The following is a 16,324-nucleotide window of genomic DNA, read 5'->3' on the forward strand; positions in this document are numbered from 1 at the left end:
GAGCGAGGAAAGGCGGAGAGATGACCCATCGGATCGTGGTGCTGGGAGCCGGATACGCCGGAATGTCGGCGGCGGTGCAGCTCACGGCGCGGACCCGTAAGCGTGACGTCGAGGTGACGGTGGTCAACGCGACCGAGCGGTTCACCGAGCGGCTGCGGCTGCACACGGCCGCGGCGGGCGGGGAGCTGGCCGAGTTCGCGGTGCCCGAGATGCTCGACCGGGTCGGCGCCCGGTTCGTCGCCGGGTGGGTGACCGGGATCGACGCCGGGGCGCGGACCGTCCGGATCGACGACGAACGGGCGCTGCCCTACGACACCCTCGTCTACGCGCTCGGCGGCGTCGCGGACACCGGCGTCCCGGGCGTGGCCGAGCACGCCTACAGGCTCGACGGCCTCCGGGAGGCCGGGCGGCTCGCCGCCCGGCTCGCCCGCCTGGACGGCGGCACCGTCGTCGTCGGCGGCACCGGGCTGACCGGCGTCGAGGCCGCCACCGAGATCGCCGAACGGCACCCGGGGCTGGACGTCGTCCTGCTCGGCCGGACCGAGCCCGGCGCGGACCTGGCGCCGCGCGCGGCGGCGCACGTCCGCGCGGCGCTCGACCGGCTCGGCGTCGCGGTGCGCGCCGGGGCCGAGGTGGTGAAGGTTCTCCCGGACGCCGTCGCGCTGGCGGGCGGCGAGACGGTGCCCGCGCGGGCCGTGCTGTGGACGGGCGGCACGCGCGTCCCGCCGCTCCCGGCGGCGGCCGGGCTCACCGTGGACGACTCCGGACGGATCGTCACGGACGCAACGCTGCGCTCGGTGTCGCACCCGGAGATCTACGCCGTCGGGGACGCCGCCGCGATCCGCCAGACGTACGGCGTCCTGCACGGCACCTGCGGCAGCGGGATGCCGACCGGTGTGCACGCCGCCGTGTCGATCGTCCGGACGCTGCGCGGCAGGCGGGCCAGGCCGTTCCGGTTCGGGTACTACCACCTGCCGGTGAGCCTCGGGCGCGGCGACGCCGTCGTGCAGTTCACCCGGCCGGACGGGCGTCCGCGCCGCCTCTGCCTCACCGGGCGGCGGGCCGTCCGGTACAAGGAGATCGTGACGGCGTCGCCGTGGGGTACGTTCCGCCGCATGACCGTCATGCCCGCGTCCGGGGCGTTCTGGCCGCACGGCGGCCGGTTCACCCGATGAGCGCCGACGCCGGGCGCGAGGTGTTCGAGCACCATCGCGCCCTGCTGTTCTCCGTCGCCTACCGCATCCTCGGCAGCGCCGCCGACGCCGAGGACGCGGTGCAGGACGCGTGGCTCCGCTGGTCGGCGGCGTCACGGACGCAGGTCACCGACCCCCGGGCGTATCTCGCCCGGACCGTGGCGAACCTGGCGCTGGAACAGCTCCGGTCGGCGCGGCGGCAGCGCGAGACCTACGTCGGGCCGTGGCTGCCCGAACCCGTCCTGACCGGCGAGGACGTCCCCGACGCCGACACGGTGTCCACGGCGCTGCTCGTCGTCCTGGAGACGCTGAGCCCGCTGGAGCGGGCGGTGTTCGTCCTCAAGGACGTCTTCGGGTTCGGGCACGCCGAGATCGCGCAGGCCGTGGACCGGTCCGAGCCCGCCGTCCGGCAGGCGGCGCACCGCGCCCGGGAGCACGTCCGGGCGCGGCGGCCCCGCTTCCCCGCCGACCGCGCCCGGCAGCGCGCCGTCACCGAACGGTTCCTCGCCGCCGCTCAGGGCGGCGACGTGAACGCCCTCATGGACCTGCTCTCCCCCGACGTCACGCTGTGGACGGACGGCGGCGGCAAGGTCCGCCAGGTGCTGCACCCGATCACGGGCGCGCGCAAGGTGGCGCGCTGGTTCGCGGGCATCGCCGCCCGCAGCTACGAGGGCGTCGCGCCGTCCGACATGTCCGTCGAGCTCACCGAGATCAACGGCGCGCCGGGCGTCGTCTTCCGCGCCCCGGACCGCGTCATCGCCACCCTCGGCCTCGACCTGGACGCCGAAGGCCGCATCGTCGCCCTGCACAACATCGCCAACCCGGACAAGCTTCGGGCCGTCGCCGCCGGTACCGTCCACGACCTCACGCCTTCCTGACGGCGCCGCGTCCCACCCACAGGGCGAGGAGCAGCGCGATCAGCGTGAGCGCGACGGCGGCGGTGGACGCCGCGACGGTCAGGCCGTCGACGAACGCGGCGCGCGCCTCGGGCAGGTGCGGCGCGGCGGCGACCGTCTCGGCCGCCGGAGTGCCGGGCGCGACGGCGTCCATGGCCCGCCGGTACACCTCCGTGGCGAGGGTGCCGAGGACGGCGATGCCGAGCGCGGCGCCGAGTTCGGTGGACGTCTCCGACAGCCCCGCCGCCGTCCCGGCCCGCTCCGGCGGCGCCGCCGTGAGGACGAGGGCGTTCGCGGCCGTCCCGGTCACGCCGACGCCGAACGTCACGACCGTGTAGCCCGCGATGAACATCCACGGCTCGGCCGTCTGCGTCGCGACGACCACGAACCCCGCCGCGCTCACCAGCAGCCCGCCGGCCAGCGGCACCGCCGGCCGCACCCGCTCCCCGACGGCGCTCGCCAGCCCGGCGCCCGCGAACGTCCCGGCGATCGTCGGCAGCGCCCACAGCGCCGCCTCCAGCGGGCCCATCCCGTGCACGGTCTGGAGCAGCGTGAACGCCAGCGCGCCGAGCCCGGCCACCGCGAGCGTCATCACCGTGTTCGCCAGGACGGCCGACGCGAACAACGGGCGGCGGAGCAGGCCGAGGTCGAGCAGCGGGTGCGCGGCCCGGCGCTGCCGCACCGCGAACGCGACCGCCGCCGCGGCGCCCACCGCGCCCGCGACGGCGGCCTCGCGCGGCTCCTCCGCGACCTGCTTGATCGCGTAGACGAGCCCGAACAGCGCCGCCAGTGACAGCACCGCGCCCGGCAGGTCGAACGGCGTCGGCTCCGCCGCGCGCGACTCGGGCACCAGCAGCGGTGCCGCGACCAGCAGGACGAGCATCACCGGGACGTTGATGAGGAACACCGAGCCCCACCAGAAGTGCTCCAGCAGCAGGCCGCCGACGATCGGACCGGCGACGGCGCCGCCGGTGAACGCGACCGTCCACGCGGCGACGGCCGCGCGGCGCTCGCGCTCCCCCGGGTAGAGGCTGCGCAGCAGGGACAGGGTGGACGGCGCGAGCGTCGCGCCGCCGACGCCGAGCAGGGCCCGTCCGGCGATGAGCCAGGCCGGGGAGTCCGCGAGGGCGAGCAGCGCGGACGCGGTGCCGAAGAGGGCGGCGCCGCCGAGCAGCATCCGGCGGCGGCCGAAGCGGTCACCGAGCGCGCCCATCGTGATGAGCAGCCCGGCCATGACGAAGCCGTACACGTCCATGATCCACAACCAGGCGGTCGCGGACGGCCGCAGCTCGGCGGCGATCGTCGGGGAGGCGACGAAGAGGATCGACAGGTCCATCGAGGTCAGCAGGGCGGGCAGGAGCAGCACGGCCAGCGCGGCGTGGGTGCGGAGACGTTTCATGCGGCTGATCGTACGTACGTACAAATCTCACGTCAAACGTACGTACGTCCAAGGAGGTAGGATCGGCGCCATGGGACAACGGGACGACCTGCTGCGCGGCGCCAAGCTCTGTCTGTCCGAGAAGGGCTACGCCCACACGACGGCGCGCGACATCGCCGCCGCGTCCGGCGCCCACCTGGCGTCGATCGGCTACCACTTCGGGTCCAAGGACAACCTGATGACCGCCGCCGTCCTGGAGGCGACGGGCGAATGGGGCGACCGCGTCGAGACCGCCGCCCGGCGCGCGGGCGGCGACACCGCCGCCGAACGGTTCCTCGCGATGCTCGACGAGGTGTTCCGCGCCATCCCCGGCGACCGGCCGCTGCTCGTCGCGGGCGTCCAGGCGTACGTGCAGGCCCAGTTCAGCGAGGAGGTCCGGAGCCGGATGGAGGAGGCGCTGTCGCTCGCGCGGCGCGAACTGGCCGCGATCGCGCTCGGCGTCCCCGCCGACGAGGTGGACGAGGCCGACGTCCAGGGTCTCGGCGCCCTCGCCTACGCCACGCTGACCGGTTTCGTGCTCTCCGCCCTGATCGACCCCGGCGCCCTGCCGTCCCGCGCGCGCCTCGCCGCCGCGCTCGACGCCGTCACGCGGCGTCCGGCCCGATCATGAGCCGTCAGGGGCGGGCGGACAGGCCGGTGCAGCGGCGCAGGCCCTGCCAGCGCTTCTCCTCGGCGGTCGCGGCGGTGCCGCGCATCAGCACCGGCACCCCGCCCTGGATCAGCGCCGGCTTCCACTTCGCCGCCGTCACCTTGCGGCCCTCCATCTTCAGCAGCAGCACGCCCGACTTGGCCGTCTGCCCGTTCGCGCTGGAGAACACGAAGTTGCCCATGCCGTAGTGGACGTACTTGCCGTCCAGGTAGCCGCCGCCGAGCGGGATGTGCGCGTGGCCGCCGACCAGGACGTCCGCGCCCGCCGCGATGAGCTTCTTCGCCAGCGTCTGCTGCCGGGGCAGCGGGCACGGGTTCAGCTCCTCGCCCCAGTGCAGGTGGACGATGACGATGTCGGAGCCCTTGCGGGCGTCCCGCACGGCCTGCACCATCCGGGCCTCCTCCTTGGCGGACGCGAGACCGCCCTTGGAGTCGGTCGCCGTCCAGGCCGGGATGAGGTGGTCGTCGAGGACCTGCGTCGCGCCGACGATCGCCAGCCGGTTGCCCTTCACGGTGACGCGGTGCGCGCCGTACGCCTCGTCGGCGTCCTTGCCGATGCCGACGGTCGGGAACCCCGTCCGCTTGATCGCGCGCAGCGAGTCGCGCAGGCCGCCGTCCATGAAGTCCATGCCGTGGTTGTTCGCCATCGACGTGACGTCCACCCCGGCGGCCTTGAGCGCGGTGAACGCGGTGGCGGGCGCGCGGAACGCGAACTGCTTGCCGGGCGCGGGGGTGCCGCCCGTCGTGATGGCCGTCTCCAGGTTGACCATGGACAGGTCGGCGGCCTTGAGCACCTTGGCGATCGGCCCGAGCGCCGTGGACGGGTTCCCCAGCCGGGACCGCAGGTGCCCCTCGAAGTGCGTGTCGCCGCCGAACGCCAGCAGGATCGGCTCCTTGGCGGGCGCGGCCGTCTTCGTCGGCTCCCCCGGCGTCGCCGGAGGCGTCTCCCCCTTCGCGACCGGTTCGCCCTCCCCGCCGCTGCACGCCGCCGCCGCCAGCAGCGACCCCACGACCGCCAGCGCGGTCACCGTGCGACGAGCCCGCAACGGACGGTGCATGGAACCTCCCTCGAACGACGGGGGCAAGCATGCCACGCCTTACCACCTGCTCCCCACCGCCACACTGATCCACGTGAAACCACGACCGGCCTAGAGTCCTCTCCCATGAACGAGATCTCCGCGCGGGCGACGGCGGACGCCTATGACGCCGTCGCCGCGCTCTACGCCGGGTTGCCGCGGGACGATCTGGAGCGGACGCCGCTCGACCGGGCCGTGCTGGGCGCGTTCGCCGAGGCGGTGGGGCGCGGCGGGCTCGTGTGCGAGGCCGGGTGCGGGCCGGGGCCGGTCGTCGCGCATCTGCGGGGGCTCGGGCTGGACGCGTTCGGGGTCGATCTCGCCGCCGGGATGATCGGCATCGCGCGGGCGGCGTATCCGGGGGTGCGGTTCGACGTCGGGTCCATGGACGCGCTGGACGTGGCCGACGGCGCGCTTCGCGGCGTCGTGTCCTGGTACTCGGTGATCCATGCGTCCCCGGCGGACATGCCCGGGTACCTGGCGGAGTTCCGTCGCGTCCTCGCGGACGGCGGCCACCTGCTGCTCGCCTTCTTCGAGGCGGAGGACGGCCCGCTGACGACGTTCGACCACCGCGTCGCGACCGCGTACCGGTGGCCCGTCGACGACCTCGCCGAAACGGCCCGGAACGCCGGGTTCGCGGAGGTCGGCCGGATGCTGCGCGAGCCCGGCGACGGCGAGCGGTTCCGGCGCGGCCACCTGCTGATGCGCGCCGTCCGGCCGGAACCGGCCGGAGTCGCCGGCCGGGGCGTTTCCGGACGGTAGGCCCGGGTGCCCGGGGGCATGATAGAAGGCCACCCCGGAACTTGGAGCAACGATGGCGAGCCGTACCGCCTTCCGTGCGTGTCCCCTGTGCGAGGCCCGGTGCGGGCTGACGCTGACCCTGGAGGACGGGGTCGTCACGCACGTGCGCGGCGACGAGGACGACCCCCTCAGCCGGGGCTTCCTCTGCCCCGAGGGCGCGTCGTTCGGCAGACTCGACGCCGACCCCGACCGCCTCGACGGGCCGCTGCGCCGCGACGGCGCCGGGCACGCCGCCACGAGCTGGGACGACGCGTTCGCCGTCGTCGGCCGCGAGCTGCGCGGCATCATGGACCGGCACGGCGCCGACGCCGTCGCCGTCTACCTCGGCGGCCCGGTCGCGCACGGCGTCGCCGGTCCGCTGTACGGCTATCCGCTCATCAAGGCGCTCGGCACCCGCAACGTCTACAGCGCCTCGACCGTCGACCAGATGCCCAAGCACGTCAGCGCGGGCCAGATGTTCGGGGATCCCACCGCCGTCCCGGTCCCCGACCTCGACCGGACCCACCATCTGCTGATGTTCGGCGCGAACCCGGCCGTGTCGAACGGCGGTCTGTGCTCGGCGCCCGACTTCCCGGGCCGGTTGAATGCGATCCGGGAGCGCGGCGGGACGGTCGTCGTCGTCGACCCGCGCCGCACCCGCACGGCCGAGCTGGCGGGCGAGCACGTGTTCCTGCGGCCCGGCAGCGACGCGTTCCTGCTCGCCGCGCTCGTCCAGGTGCTGTTCGCCGAGGATCTCGTCGCCCTCACCGCCGACGAGGCCGAGCGGTTGTGCGGGCTGGACGACGTCCGCGCGTTCGTCCGCGACCTCACGCCCGAGCGCGTCGCGGACGTCACCGGCGTCCCGGCGGCCCGCACCCGCGCGCTCGCCCGCGATCTGGCCGCCGCGCCGAGCGCCGCCGTCTACGGGCGGATGGGCACGACGGCGCAGGCGTACGGAACCCTCGCGAGCTGGCTCGTGGACGTCCTCAACATCCTCACCGGCAACCTCGACCGGCCGGGCGGCGTACTGTTCCCGCGCGCCGCGCACGCTCCCGCCTACCGGCGGCGGCGCCCGTTCGCGCCGGGCCGCTGGCACAGCCGCGTCCGGAACCTGCCGGAGGTGATGGGGGAACTGCCGCTGGCGACGCTCGCCGACGAGATCGAGACGCCCGGCGAGGGCCAGGTGCGGGCGCTGATCACGATCGGCGGGAACCCGGCGTCGTCGGCGCCGAACGCGGCGCGGCTGGACGCGGCGCTGGCCGGGCTCGACTTCATGGTCAGCGTCGACCCGTACCTGAACGAGACGACGCGGCACGCGGACGTGGTGCTGCCGCCGCCGCGCCCGTCGCGGACGCCGCACTACGACCTGGCGCTGCCGGGGTTCACGGTCCGCAACCACGTGCGGTACTCGCCGCCCGCGACGCCGCCGGACCGGCCGTCCGAGGCGGCGATCATCGGGCGGCTCGCCGTGCTGGCGTCCGGCCTGCCCGGCACCGCCGACGACCTCGACGAGATGGTCATCATGGACACGCTGCGCAAGGCGGTCGCGGCGCCCGGCTCGCCCGTCGAGGGCCGCGACCCCGACGAACTGCGCAAACTCCTCGCCGACGGCGGCCCGGCCCCGCTCACCGAGCAGCGCCTCGACCTGATGCTGCGCCTCGGCCCCTACGGCGACGGCTTCGGCACCGACCCGGACGGCCTCACGCTGCCGCGCCTGCGCGACCACCACCCGCACGGCCTCGACCTCGGCCCGCTCGAACCCCGGCTGGACGAGGTGCTGTGCACGGCGTCCGGGCGGATCGAGCTGTGCCCGCCCGCGTTCGCCGCCGACACGCACCGGCTGCGCGCCGCGCTCGACGCCGAACGCCCCGAGTTCACCCTGATCGGGCGGCGTCTGCGGTCGAACAGCTCGTGGCTGCACAACGTGCCCGAACTGGTCGGCGGCTCCGGCACGCGCACGGTCCAGCTCCATCCGGGCGACGCCGACCGGCTCGGCGTCGCGGCGGGCGAGGCCGTCCGCGTCACCGGGCGGACCGGGACGGTCGAGGCGCCCGCCGAGCCGACCGCCGCGATCATGCCGGGGGTGGTGAGCGTGAACGTCGACCACGTCACCGACGATCTCGACCTCGATCCGCTGTCCGGCAACGCGGTGCTCAACGGGGTTCCGGTGCGCGTGGAGCGGGCAGGGTGAGGGGGCGGCGGGGTTTGGTGCCGCTGACCGGCAGGTAAGTATCACCCCGTCAGCGGACGACCGTGGATGATCAAGGCGGACCGTGCTGAGCTGCCCTTTCCCGGCGAAAGCGGCGCGCGGCGCGTTCCGGTGAAGGAGGGTCATGAACCGACGGGCGAACCTCTTCCGGCGCGGACCGCTGCCCGCGCGGCGGCCCGGCCCCGGCGAACTCGCCGAGGGGCTGGAGCGTGCCACGGTCCTCGACCGGGCCGTCGGCGCCGTGCAGAAGAGCGTGCAGAAGGCGCTGCCCGCCGGGCCGCTGCGCGACACGCTGAACGGCGTCCCGTTCGGGCACCCCGCGCACCCGCCGCTGACCGACCTGCCCATCGGCGCGTTCCTGTCCGTCGCGCTGCTCGACCTGCTGCCCGGCGACCGCCGCGCGACCCGCACCCTGCTCACCGCCGGGCTCGTCGGATCGCTGCCGACGGCCGTCACCGGCTGGGCCGACTGGTCCAGCCTGCACCGCGAGCAGCAGCGCGTCGGGCTCGTCCACGCCACCGCGATCGGCGCCGCCAACGTGCTGTACGCGGCGTCGCTCGTCGCGCGGCGGCGCGGCAACGAGGCCGGCGGCAGGCTGCTCGGCTACGCCGGGCTGACGACGCTCGTCGGCGGCACCTACCTCGGCGGGCACCTGGCGTTCCGGCAGGCGGCCGGGACCAACCACGCCGACCCCGTCGACCACCTCGTCTCGCTCGGCTGGCACGACCTGTGCCCGCTGGACGAGCTGCCCGACGGACGTCCCGTCACCCGCCGCCTCGGCTACCTGTCGCTGTTCGTGCTGCGCACCGGCGAGGACGTCGACGTGCTCACCGACCGGTGCAGCCACCTGGCCGGGCCGCTGCACCAGGGCCGCATCACCTACGAGGACGACGAGGCGTGCGTCGTCTGCCCGTGGCACGGCAGCACGTTCCGCGTCCGGGACGGGTCGGTGGCGCACGGGCCCGCCACGGCGCCGCAGCCGTCGTTCGAGACGCGCGTGCTGGAGAACGCCATGGTGCAGGTGCGCCCGGCGGGCTGAGTCAGCGGGCGCCGTCCTGCTCGTCGGGACGCGGCTCGTCGGCGATCGGATATTCGACGAGGGCCAGGACGCGGCTCGCCATGAAGCGGGCCGTGCGCACCGGCGTGCCCGTGCGCGTCACCTCGCTGACCTCGATGACGCCGCGCCGCGTGTCGGTCTCGACGCGGCGGCCCGCCCGCGTCGCCGTCACCTCGTAGACGCGGGAGCCCTCGCCGCCCGCGTCGATCACGATCTCGACCCTGTCGCCCTTCACGGAGCCTCCCGGGATGGCTCGAACATACATTCGAGATATACCCCGCGCCCACTCCCGCCAACCCCGGACGGCCTGGTCAGGACAGGAACTGCACGAGCGCGGCGAGGCCGACGACGACGATGACGCCGCGCAGCAGCGGGGCCGGGATGCGGCGGCCCAGACGGGCGCCGAGCAGGCCGCCGATCGTGGCGCCGACCGCGATGAGCAGCACGGCGAGCCAGCTGATCGAGATGCCCGCGAGCAGCCACGTGCCGATGAACAGCAGCGCCGCCGACCCGTTGACGACGGCCGCGAGGACGTTCTTGGCCGCGTTGACGCGCTGGAGGTCGTCCGACAGCGTGATGCCGAGCAGCGCGATGAGGATGATGCCCTGCGCGGCGCCGAAGTAGCCGCCGTACATGCCCGCGCCCAGCACGCCGAGCCACAGCCCGAGACCGCCGTCCGGACGGTCGGCCGTGCGGTGCGCGAGCATCCACTTCTGCAACCGGGGCTGCGCCACGACGAGCACCAGCGCGATGACGATCAGCACCGGGACGATCACCTGGAACGCCTCGGCGGGCAGCGCCAGCAGCAGCGTCGCGCCGATCAGCGCGCCCGCCAGCGAGGCGCTGCCGAGCTTGACCAGCCGCCCGCGCTGCCCCGCCAGCTCCCGCCGGTACCCGTACGCGCCGCTGGCCGACCCGGGCACCAGCCCGATGTTGTTGGAGACGTTCGCGACGACCGGCGGGAACCCCAGCGCGACGAGCGTCGGGAACGTGATCAGCGAGCCGGAGCCCACGATCGTGTTGATGCCCCCGGCGGCGACCCCCGCCCCCAGGATCGCCGCGGCCTCCAGCACGTCCACGCCCGAAACCCTCCCCGCCCGCTAACCGGAACCCCGATGGTAGGGAGCGGCCGGAGCGCGCCGTCCGGCGGGGTCAGACGCGCGCGGTCCAGCGGCCGTCGCGGCGTTCGACCGTCAGCGGCAGGCCGAAGCACGCGGACAGGTGCTCGGGGGTGAAGACCTCGTCGACCTTGCCCTGGGCGACGACGGCGCCCTGGCGGAGCAGCAGCGCGTGCGTGACGCCCGGCGGGACCTCCTCCAGGTGGTGGGTCACCATCGCGGTCGTGGGGGCGGCCGGGTCGTCGGCGAGGGCGCCGAGGCGGCGGACCAGGTCCTCGCGGCCGCCGAGGTCGAGCCCGGCGGCGGGTTCGTCCAGCAGCAGCAGTTCGGGGTCGGGCATCAGGGCGCGGGCGATCTGGACGCGCTTGCGCTCCCCTTCGGAAAGGGTGGAGAACGTCCGGTTCATCAGGTCCGACGCGCCGAGCATCTCCAGCAGCCCGATCGCGCGGGACAGGTCCGTCGAGTCGTACTCCTCCTGCCAGCGGCCGAGGATCGCGTACGACGCCGTCAGCACCAGGTCGATGACCTTCTCACCCGCCGGGACGCGGTCGGCGACGGCCGCGCTCGCCAGCCCGATCCGGGGCCGCAGCTCGAACACGTCGGTGCGGCCGACCCGCTCGCCGAGGACGTCCACGGTGCCCGACGTCGGATGCAGCAGCGTGGCCGCGACCTGGAGCAACGTCGTCTTCCCGGCGCCGTTCGGGCCGACGACCACCCAGCGGTCGCCCTCGTCCACCCGCCAGGACACGTCCCGCAGCAGGTCGGCCCCGCCCCGCTTGACCCCGACACCGCGCAGTTCCAGTACCTCGTCGGCCATCGTGCGCCTTCGCCCCAATCTCGCCCGCCATGTTTGCTTTGCCGCGACTTCGTCGCGGCGGGGTCAGGGCCTTGTAAGTGCCGCCTCGGAGGGCATGATCATCCTCCCTCCGGTCCGGAGGATCATGCCCTCCGAGGCGGCACGGCCCTGACCCATGGCTCACGCTATCGAGTGGGCCATGCGATCCGAACGCTTATGGTGGTTCGCATGCCCATAGGGGATTGTTCGGAGAGCACATGAGCAACGAAGCGTCGATCGCCCTGGTCGCGTGGGGCAACGCCTGGCTCACCGGCCATGTCGGGCTGGACGAGGCCGCCGACGCCGTCGAACGCGTCGCCGGGCCGCAGATGCTCGGCACCGCGCCCGCCGAGGTGCCGCTGCGGCGCGGCCTCGGCGACCTGCGCGTCGCGGGGCTGCACGGGTTCCGGCTCGCGCTGCCGCGCCCCGGCGACCCGCTCGGGCTGACCGGGCCGCCCGCGTTCAACGCCCGCGCCCTGGACGCCGGCGCCGCCGTCGTCGCCGCGCTGCGCGACCGTCCGCTCGGGCTCGTCCCGGCCGACGACCTGCGCGGCTCGTCCTACGTCGGTGTCCGCTGGGAGCCGTGCGACGCCGCCGGAACCGAGCCCGACGTGCCGTCCCTCGCCGACGCCGAACGGCAGCTCACGCTGACGATGCGGGACGCCACCGAGGCGCTGCTGACCGTCGAGGGCGCGCGGGGCGTGCCGCCGGAGATCGCCGACGCGCTCACCGACCTGCGCGACGCCGGTCCCGCCGACCATCCGCTCGCGCCCGGCTATCCGGCCCGCGCCCACCGCGTCGCGGCCCTGGCGGGGCGGCTCTCGCTCGTCGTCGACCTGGCCCGCCGGATGGAGGGCGGCCTGACCGCCGAGCAGATCCAGCGCCGCGACGGCGCCCTGCGCCTGCTGGACGCCGCCGTCCGCCGCGCCCTGGTCGCCGCATGCGACAGCGTCTTCGATCCCGTGCCGTGAGAGAGGAAACGGGGCGCCCGGCCCGGCCGGACGCCCCGCTGTGCCGTTCCGTCTAAGAACGCACGACGATCGTGTTGCAGATCTTGTCGGCGAAGGTCTGCTTGCGCTCGTCCCACAGGGGCCACAGCCACCCGATGTAGCAGGCGAAGTTGTCCGCGACGTGCGCGATCTTGCGCAGGAACGCCATGCCGAAGCCGATCGGCTGGCCGGTCTGGGCGCTGACGAGGCGGATGTTCATCTGCCGCTTGCCGATGGTCTGGCCGGTGGTGCCCTCCTGGTGGATGAGCCACAGGCCGAGGCCGAACCCGACCGCGATGGCGACGAGCATCAGCAGCAGGCCGATCGCGCTCGCGCCGCCGGAGCCGTTGCCAGCGCCGGTGATCAGGACGGCGAGGAAGTACAGGATGCCCGTCGGGGCGCCGACGATGAGGCCGTCGATGATGTAGCCACCGGCGCGCGAACCCCACTCGGCGAGCTGGCCGCCGGAGTTGTAGTGGTGGTGGTGCACCTCCTGGTGGCCGGGCTGCTGCTGCCCGTACCCGGGCTGCTGGCCGTAGCCCTGCTGCTGCCCGTAGCCCTGCTGCTGGCCATAGCCAGGCTGCTGCTGGCCGTACCCCGGCTGCTGCTGCCCGTACCCGGGCTGCTGGCCGTACCCCGGCTGCTGCGGGGGCTGCTGGCCATAGCCGGGCTGCTGCTGCCCGTAGCCCGGCTGCTGCCCGTAGCCGGGCTGCTGCCCGTACGGGTCGTAGGGGTTGCCCACACTTGCTCCTTTGTGATGTGACCCTGTGGTTCTGTGATGCCCGGAGGGGCTCAAACTCGCATCAGCCCGAACCTGGCAAGCTGCCACAATTCCGACCCCACGAGGACGGTGCCGAGGACCCAGCCGCGGGCCTTCGGCGGGAGTGCCCACCAACGGTTCCCCCACCCGAGCGGCGCGAGCGCGAACAGCACCGCGCCGACCAGGACCACCGGATTCGCGAGCAGCGCCCGGACCGGACGGCCCGAACCCATCTCGACGAAGACGGTGGTGCCCCCGCACAGGGGGCAGGGAATCCCGGTGACCGCCCGCAAGGGACAGAGCACACCGGGGTCGCTGACACCGTGGACCCATGCCACGACGACGGCCGCACCGGCCATCACCGCGCCGCGGAGCAGTACCCCCGAGGGTCCTTGCCGCGCGGCGTCGAGGACGGCGGCGATCCGTCCGGGGGACGGCACACGGGCCGTCCCGGGCGCTCCCCCCAACACATCTCCCGCCTCGACGTCACGGGTCCGATGGTCCCGTATACAGGTTTCACCCCAGGTCGGGTCAACCCTCGACGTCCAGCCGCGATCAGACCGTTACCGGAAAAGAGTGCCGAACCCACCGTGTAGGCCACACTAGGACAACCCACCCGCACATGCGCACCCCTTTCCCGGGTGACACCTGTCGGCTGGGCCACTCACACCGGCGCTGTCACGCGTTTCCGGCGGCTCCGACGATCTGGGGGCCGCCCTGGTCGTCCAGATGGGGGGCCTCGACGACGTCCGCGACGACGCCGGTGATGTTGTCCGGGCCGCCGTTGTCGCGGGCGATCTGGATCAGGCGGGCGACGGCCTGGGACGGGTCGGGCTCGGCCGACAGCACCTCGTAGATCGTCTGGGCGTCGACGGGGCCGCTCAGGCCGTCCGAGCACAGCAGATAGCGGTCGCCCAGCCGGGCCTCGCGCAGCCGCAGGTCGGGCTCGCGGTCGTCGCGGCCGTCCAGCACCCGGTACAGGACGTGCGACAACCGGCTGCTCTCGGCCGGGTCGGCGGTGCCGCCCTGCTGCTCGGCCTCGGCCTTGAGGAGCTGGTCCATGGTGTGGTCCTGCGTGATCTGGAACAGCTCGCCGTCGCGGAGCAGATAGCCGCGCGAGTCACCGATGTGGGCGATGGCGACGGACTGGCCCGACCACAGCATCGCCGTCAGCGTCGTGCCCATGCGGCTGAGATCGGGGCGTTCCTCGCGGACCGCGCGCAGTTTCTCGTTGGCCTCCGCGACCGCCCGGCCCAGGATCGCCACGAGATCGTCACCCTCGGCACCGGGCGCGTCCAGCGAACGCAGCGAACCGATGACCGTCGAGCTGGCCACCTCACCGCCCGCATAGCCGCCCATACCGTCGGCGACCGCGATCAACCGGACGCCGGCGTAGCCGGAGTCCTCGTTGTTCTCCCGGCTACAGCCGATGTCGCTGCCTGCTGCGTATCTGATTGCTACGTTCATACCGATTTCGATGACGATCCTGTCAGGAGAGTTGGTGTATCAGTCGCCGGCGAGCCCGTGGCGGGCGGCGTACAACGCCGCCTGCGTCCGATCCTGAACTCCCAGTTTCATGAGCAGATTACTGACGTGGGTCTTGACCGTCTTCTCCGAGACCACGAGCGCACGGGCGATCTCGCGGTTGGAGCGGCCCTGCGCGATGTGCACGAGCACCTCCCGTTCCCGTTCGGTCAACGCGGCCAGGCCGCGATCGTCGCCCGCCGGTTCCCCGGCGAGCACCGCCTCCGCGGCGTCGGGCGCGAAGAGCACATGCCCATCATGGACCGCCCGGATCGCCTGCACGAGCGCCTTGGGGTCGACGTCCTTGTACAGGTATCCGGCGGCACCCGCGCGGACGGCCGGGAGCACCCGGCCGCGCTCGGTGACGCTCGTCAGGACGAGCACCCGTGCCGGGACCTCGCGCGCCCGCAGCTCCGTCAGCGCGGCGAGCCCGTCGGCGCCCGGCATCTTGAGGTCCAGCAGCACGATATCGGGCCGCAGGGATTCGGCCAGCGTCACCGCCGACACGCCGTCCTCGGCCTCGCCCACCACCTCGATGTCCTCCTGGATGCCGAGGAACGTCCGCAGCCCCTGCCGGACCACAGGGTGATCATCGGCGATCAGGACGCGGATCACAACGCCCCCGCCCGAACGGCGCGGCCGGTGCCGGTCACAGCGCCACCTCCAGCCGGACGGTCGTCCCCTTCGCGGGCACGGCGTCGATCGTCAGCACGGCGCCGACCGACGCCGCGCGCTCGGCCATCGACGCCAGCCCGAGCCCGCCGCCGTTCCTACCGTTCTCACCGGGATCGAACCCCCTGCCGTCGTCGACGACCTCCACGACGAGCCGGGCCCCCCGCACCTTCAACCGCACCGTGACCTCCTTCGGCGCCCCGTGCCGCAGCGCGTTGTACAGCGCCTCCTGCACGACGCGGAACACCACGCGCTCGTGCTCGTCCGGCAGCGTGACCGCGCGGTCGCCGGTGAACCGGACGGACGCGTCGTACGCCCGGTCGAGCACCTCGGCGTGCTTGCGCAGCGACGGGACGAGCCCGTCGGCCAGGTCGGCCGGACGCAGCTCGAAGATCACCGCGCGCAGCTCGGCCAGCGCCTCGGCCGCCAGCCGCTCCACCCGGTCGAGCTCGGCGGCGCTGCGGGCCGGGTCGGACGCGGCCAGCGCCGCCGCCGCGCGCGCCGTCAGCCGCAGCGAGAACAGCTTCTGCGCGACGGCGTCGTGCAGCTCGCGGGCGAGCCGGTTGCGTTCGGCGACGACGGTCAGCTCGCGGTTGTGCTCGTACAGCCGGGCGTTGGTCATCGCGAGGGCGGCGTGCCCCGCGAACAGCACGGCCAGCTCCTCGTCGGCCTCGGTGAACCCGCCGGGCGCCCGCTTGTTCGCCAGGAACAGGAATCCCAGGATGCGCGCGCCGTGCCGGATCGGGACGCCGAGGAAGTCGCGCAGCACCGGATGCGCCGACGGCCACCCCTCGAACTCGCCCGCGCGCCGGATGTCAGCGAGCCGCTGCGGCGTGCCGTCGCGCAGCATCGCGGCGAGCATCCCGTGCTGGCGGGGCAGCGGGCCGATCGCCTCCCACTCCTCGTCGGTGACGCCCGCGACGACGAACTCGGTGAACGAGCCCTCGTCGTCGGGCACGCCGAGCGCGCCGTAGCGGGCGTCGACGAGCCGCGCCGCCGCCCCCACGATCACCTGGAGCACCTCGTGCACCGACCGGTGGCTCGTGACGGCGAGCACGGCGGAGCTGACCGCGTGCAGCGTCGCGTCGGCGCCCGGTGGTTCCGCCCGGGCCGCGTCACTGGTGCCCATGTC

The 16,324-nt window shown here is 74.1% G+C and carries 17 protein-coding genes; 7 read left to right on the top strand and 10 right to left on the bottom strand.

The window, feature by feature from the left end; genetic code table 11:
* Window positions 1-20 precede the first annotated feature (20 nt).
* Window positions 21-1,175 carry an NAD(P)/FAD-dependent oxidoreductase gene (locus C229_RS0105375; RefSeq protein ID WP_018654054.1) on the top strand — a complete coding sequence of 385 codons (1,155 nt, stop codon included), beginning with the start codon at window positions 21-23 and terminating at the stop codon, window positions 1,173-1,175.
* Window positions 1,172-2,071 (top strand): RNA polymerase sigma factor SigJ, encoded by a 900-nt coding sequence (gene sigJ, locus C229_RS0105380; RefSeq protein WP_018654055.1) that lies wholly within the window; start codon window positions 1,172-1,174, stop codon window positions 2,069-2,071. Before C229_RS0105375 ends, sigJ begins: the two co-directional genes overlap by 4 nt.
* On the opposite strand, the gene C229_RS0105385 is transcribed toward sigJ, so the two are convergent.
* Window positions 2,058-3,488 carry an MFS transporter gene (locus C229_RS0105385; RefSeq protein WP_018654056.1) on the bottom strand — a complete coding sequence of 477 codons (1,431 nt, stop codon included), beginning with the start codon at window positions 3,486-3,488 and terminating at the stop codon, window positions 2,058-2,060. The two genes, sigJ and C229_RS0105385, sit on opposite strands and share 14 nt — an antisense overlap.
* 70 nt (window positions 3,489-3,558) lie before the next feature.
* On the opposite strand from C229_RS0105385, the gene C229_RS29505 reads away from it, so the two are divergent.
* Window positions 3,559-4,137, top strand: coding sequence for a TetR/AcrR family transcriptional regulator (locus C229_RS29505; RefSeq protein WP_018654057.1), 579 nt, complete (start codon window positions 3,559-3,561; stop codon window positions 4,135-4,137).
* A gap of 4 nt (window positions 4,138-4,141) precedes the next feature.
* Here the strand turns inward: C229_RS29505 and C229_RS0105395 are convergent, their stop codons facing one another.
* Entirely contained in the window at window positions 4,142-5,233 is a 1,092-nt protein-coding gene (locus C229_RS0105395; protein WP_033423927.1) for a CapA family protein, read from the bottom strand.
* Window positions 5,234-5,338: 105 nt separating this feature from the next.
* Between C229_RS0105395 and C229_RS29510 the strand changes: the two genes are divergently transcribed.
* From C229_RS29510 to C229_RS0105410, 3 genes are all read left to right on the top strand, one after another.
* The gene (locus C229_RS29510) at window positions 5,339-6,010 is read left to right on the top strand and encodes a class I SAM-dependent methyltransferase (protein ID WP_018654059.1); all 672 of its coding nucleotides are present in this window, start codon (window positions 5,339-5,341) and stop codon (window positions 6,008-6,010) included.
* 52 nt (window positions 6,011-6,062) lie between these two features.
* Entirely contained in the window at window positions 6,063-8,219 is a 2,157-nt protein-coding gene (locus C229_RS0105405) for a molybdopterin-dependent oxidoreductase (RefSeq protein WP_018654060.1), read from the top strand.
* A 142-nt stretch (window positions 8,220-8,361) separates the two neighbouring features.
* Window positions 8,362-9,276, top strand: coding sequence for a Rieske (2Fe-2S) protein (locus C229_RS0105410; RefSeq protein ID WP_018654061.1), 915 nt, complete (start codon window positions 8,362-8,364; stop codon window positions 9,274-9,276).
* A gap of 1 nt (window position 9,277) precedes the next feature.
* On the opposite strand, the gene C229_RS0105415 is transcribed toward C229_RS0105410, so the two are convergent.
* From C229_RS0105415 to C229_RS0105425, 3 genes are all read right to left on the bottom strand, one after another.
* Window positions 9,278-9,529, bottom strand: a complete 252-nt coding sequence (locus C229_RS0105415) for a hypothetical protein (protein WP_018654062.1) — start codon at window positions 9,527-9,529, stop codon at window positions 9,278-9,280.
* 76 nt (window positions 9,530-9,605) lie between these two features.
* On the bottom strand, window positions 9,606-10,373 hold the full coding sequence (locus C229_RS0105420) for a sulfite exporter TauE/SafE family protein (RefSeq protein ID WP_018654063.1): 768 nt from the start codon (window positions 10,371-10,373) through the stop codon (window positions 9,606-9,608).
* A 73-nt stretch (window positions 10,374-10,446) separates the two neighbouring features.
* On the bottom strand, window positions 10,447-11,229 hold the full coding sequence (locus C229_RS0105425) for an ABC transporter ATP-binding protein (RefSeq protein WP_018654064.1): 783 nt from the start codon (window positions 11,227-11,229) through the stop codon (window positions 10,447-10,449).
* Window positions 11,230-11,465: 236 nt separating this feature from the next.
* Between C229_RS0105425 and C229_RS0105430 the strand changes: the two genes are divergently transcribed.
* Complete coding sequence (locus C229_RS0105430) at window positions 11,466-12,218, top strand: hypothetical protein (RefSeq protein WP_018654065.1); 753 nt, start codon at window positions 11,466-11,468, stop codon at window positions 12,216-12,218.
* Window positions 12,219-12,270: 52 nt separating this feature from the next.
* Here C229_RS0105430 and C229_RS0105435 read toward each other — a convergent pair whose 3' ends face one another.
* From C229_RS0105435 to C229_RS0105455, 5 genes are all read right to left on the bottom strand, one after another.
* The gene (locus tag C229_RS0105435; protein WP_026313465.1) at window positions 12,271-12,978 is read right to left on the bottom strand and encodes an RDD family protein; all 708 of its coding nucleotides are present in this window, start codon (window positions 12,976-12,978) and stop codon (window positions 12,271-12,273) included.
* Window positions 12,979-13,028: 50 nt separating this feature from the next.
* Complete coding sequence (locus C229_RS34045) at window positions 13,029-13,436, bottom strand: DUF2752 domain-containing protein (RefSeq protein ID WP_240487083.1); 408 nt, start codon at window positions 13,434-13,436, stop codon at window positions 13,029-13,031.
* A 238-nt stretch (window positions 13,437-13,674) separates the two neighbouring features.
* Window positions 13,675-14,463: a PP2C family protein-serine/threonine phosphatase gene (locus tag C229_RS0105445; protein ID WP_026313467.1), complete on the bottom strand. Its 789-nt coding sequence runs from the start codon at window positions 14,461-14,463 to the stop codon at window positions 13,675-13,677.
* 39 nt (window positions 14,464-14,502) lie between these two features.
* Complete coding sequence (locus C229_RS0105450; protein WP_026313468.1) at window positions 14,503-15,135, bottom strand: response regulator; 633 nt, start codon at window positions 15,133-15,135, stop codon at window positions 14,503-14,505.
* Between the two features lie 34 nt (window positions 15,136-15,169).
* Window positions 15,170-16,321 (bottom strand): GAF domain-containing sensor histidine kinase, encoded by a 1,152-nt coding sequence (locus C229_RS0105455; protein WP_018654071.1) that lies wholly within the window; start codon window positions 16,319-16,321, stop codon window positions 15,170-15,172.
* Window positions 16,322-16,324 lie beyond the last annotated feature (3 nt).

The organism is Actinomadura flavalba DSM 45200 (assembly GCF_000374305.1).
Lineage (GTDB): Bacteria > Actinomycetota > Actinomycetes > Streptosporangiales > Streptosporangiaceae > Spirillospora > Spirillospora flavalba.

Bases quoted from the DNA above. Each gene is read 5' to 3' on its own strand.
- C229_RS0105375 (WP_018654054.1), top strand. From the start codon at position 21: ATGACCCATCGGATCGTGGTGCTGGGAGCCGGATACGCCGGAATGTCG.
- sigJ (WP_018654055.1), top strand. From the start codon at position 1,172: ATGAGCGCCGACGCCGGGCGCGAGGTGTTCGAGCACCATCGCGCCCTG.
- C229_RS0105385 (WP_018654056.1), bottom strand. From the start codon at position 3,488: ATGAAACGTCTCCGCACCCACGCCGCGCTGGCCGTGCTGCTCCTGCCC.
- C229_RS29505 (WP_018654057.1), top strand. From the start codon at position 3,559: ATGGGACAACGGGACGACCTGCTGCGCGGCGCCAAGCTCTGTCTGTCC.
- C229_RS0105395 (WP_033423927.1), bottom strand. From the start codon at position 5,233: ATGCACCGTCCGTTGCGGGCTCGTCGCACGGTGACCGCGCTGGCGGTC.
- C229_RS29510 (WP_018654059.1), top strand. From the start codon at position 5,339: ATGAACGAGATCTCCGCGCGGGCGACGGCGGACGCCTATGACGCCGTC.
- C229_RS0105405 (WP_018654060.1), top strand. From the start codon at position 6,063: ATGGCGAGCCGTACCGCCTTCCGTGCGTGTCCCCTGTGCGAGGCCCGG.
- C229_RS0105410 (WP_018654061.1), top strand. From the start codon at position 8,362: ATGAACCGACGGGCGAACCTCTTCCGGCGCGGACCGCTGCCCGCGCGG.
- C229_RS0105425 (WP_018654064.1), bottom strand. From the start codon at position 11,229: ATGGCCGACGAGGTACTGGAACTGCGCGGTGTCGGGGTCAAGCGGGGC.
- C229_RS0105430 (WP_018654065.1), top strand. From the start codon at position 11,466: ATGAGCAACGAAGCGTCGATCGCCCTGGTCGCGTGGGGCAACGCCTGG.
- C229_RS0105445 (WP_026313467.1), bottom strand. From the start codon at position 14,463: ATGAACGTAGCAATCAGATACGCAGCAGGCAGCGACATCGGCTGTAGC.
- C229_RS0105455 (WP_018654071.1), bottom strand. From the start codon at position 16,321: ATGGGCACCAGTGACGCGGCCCGGGCGGAACCACCGGGCGCCGACGCG.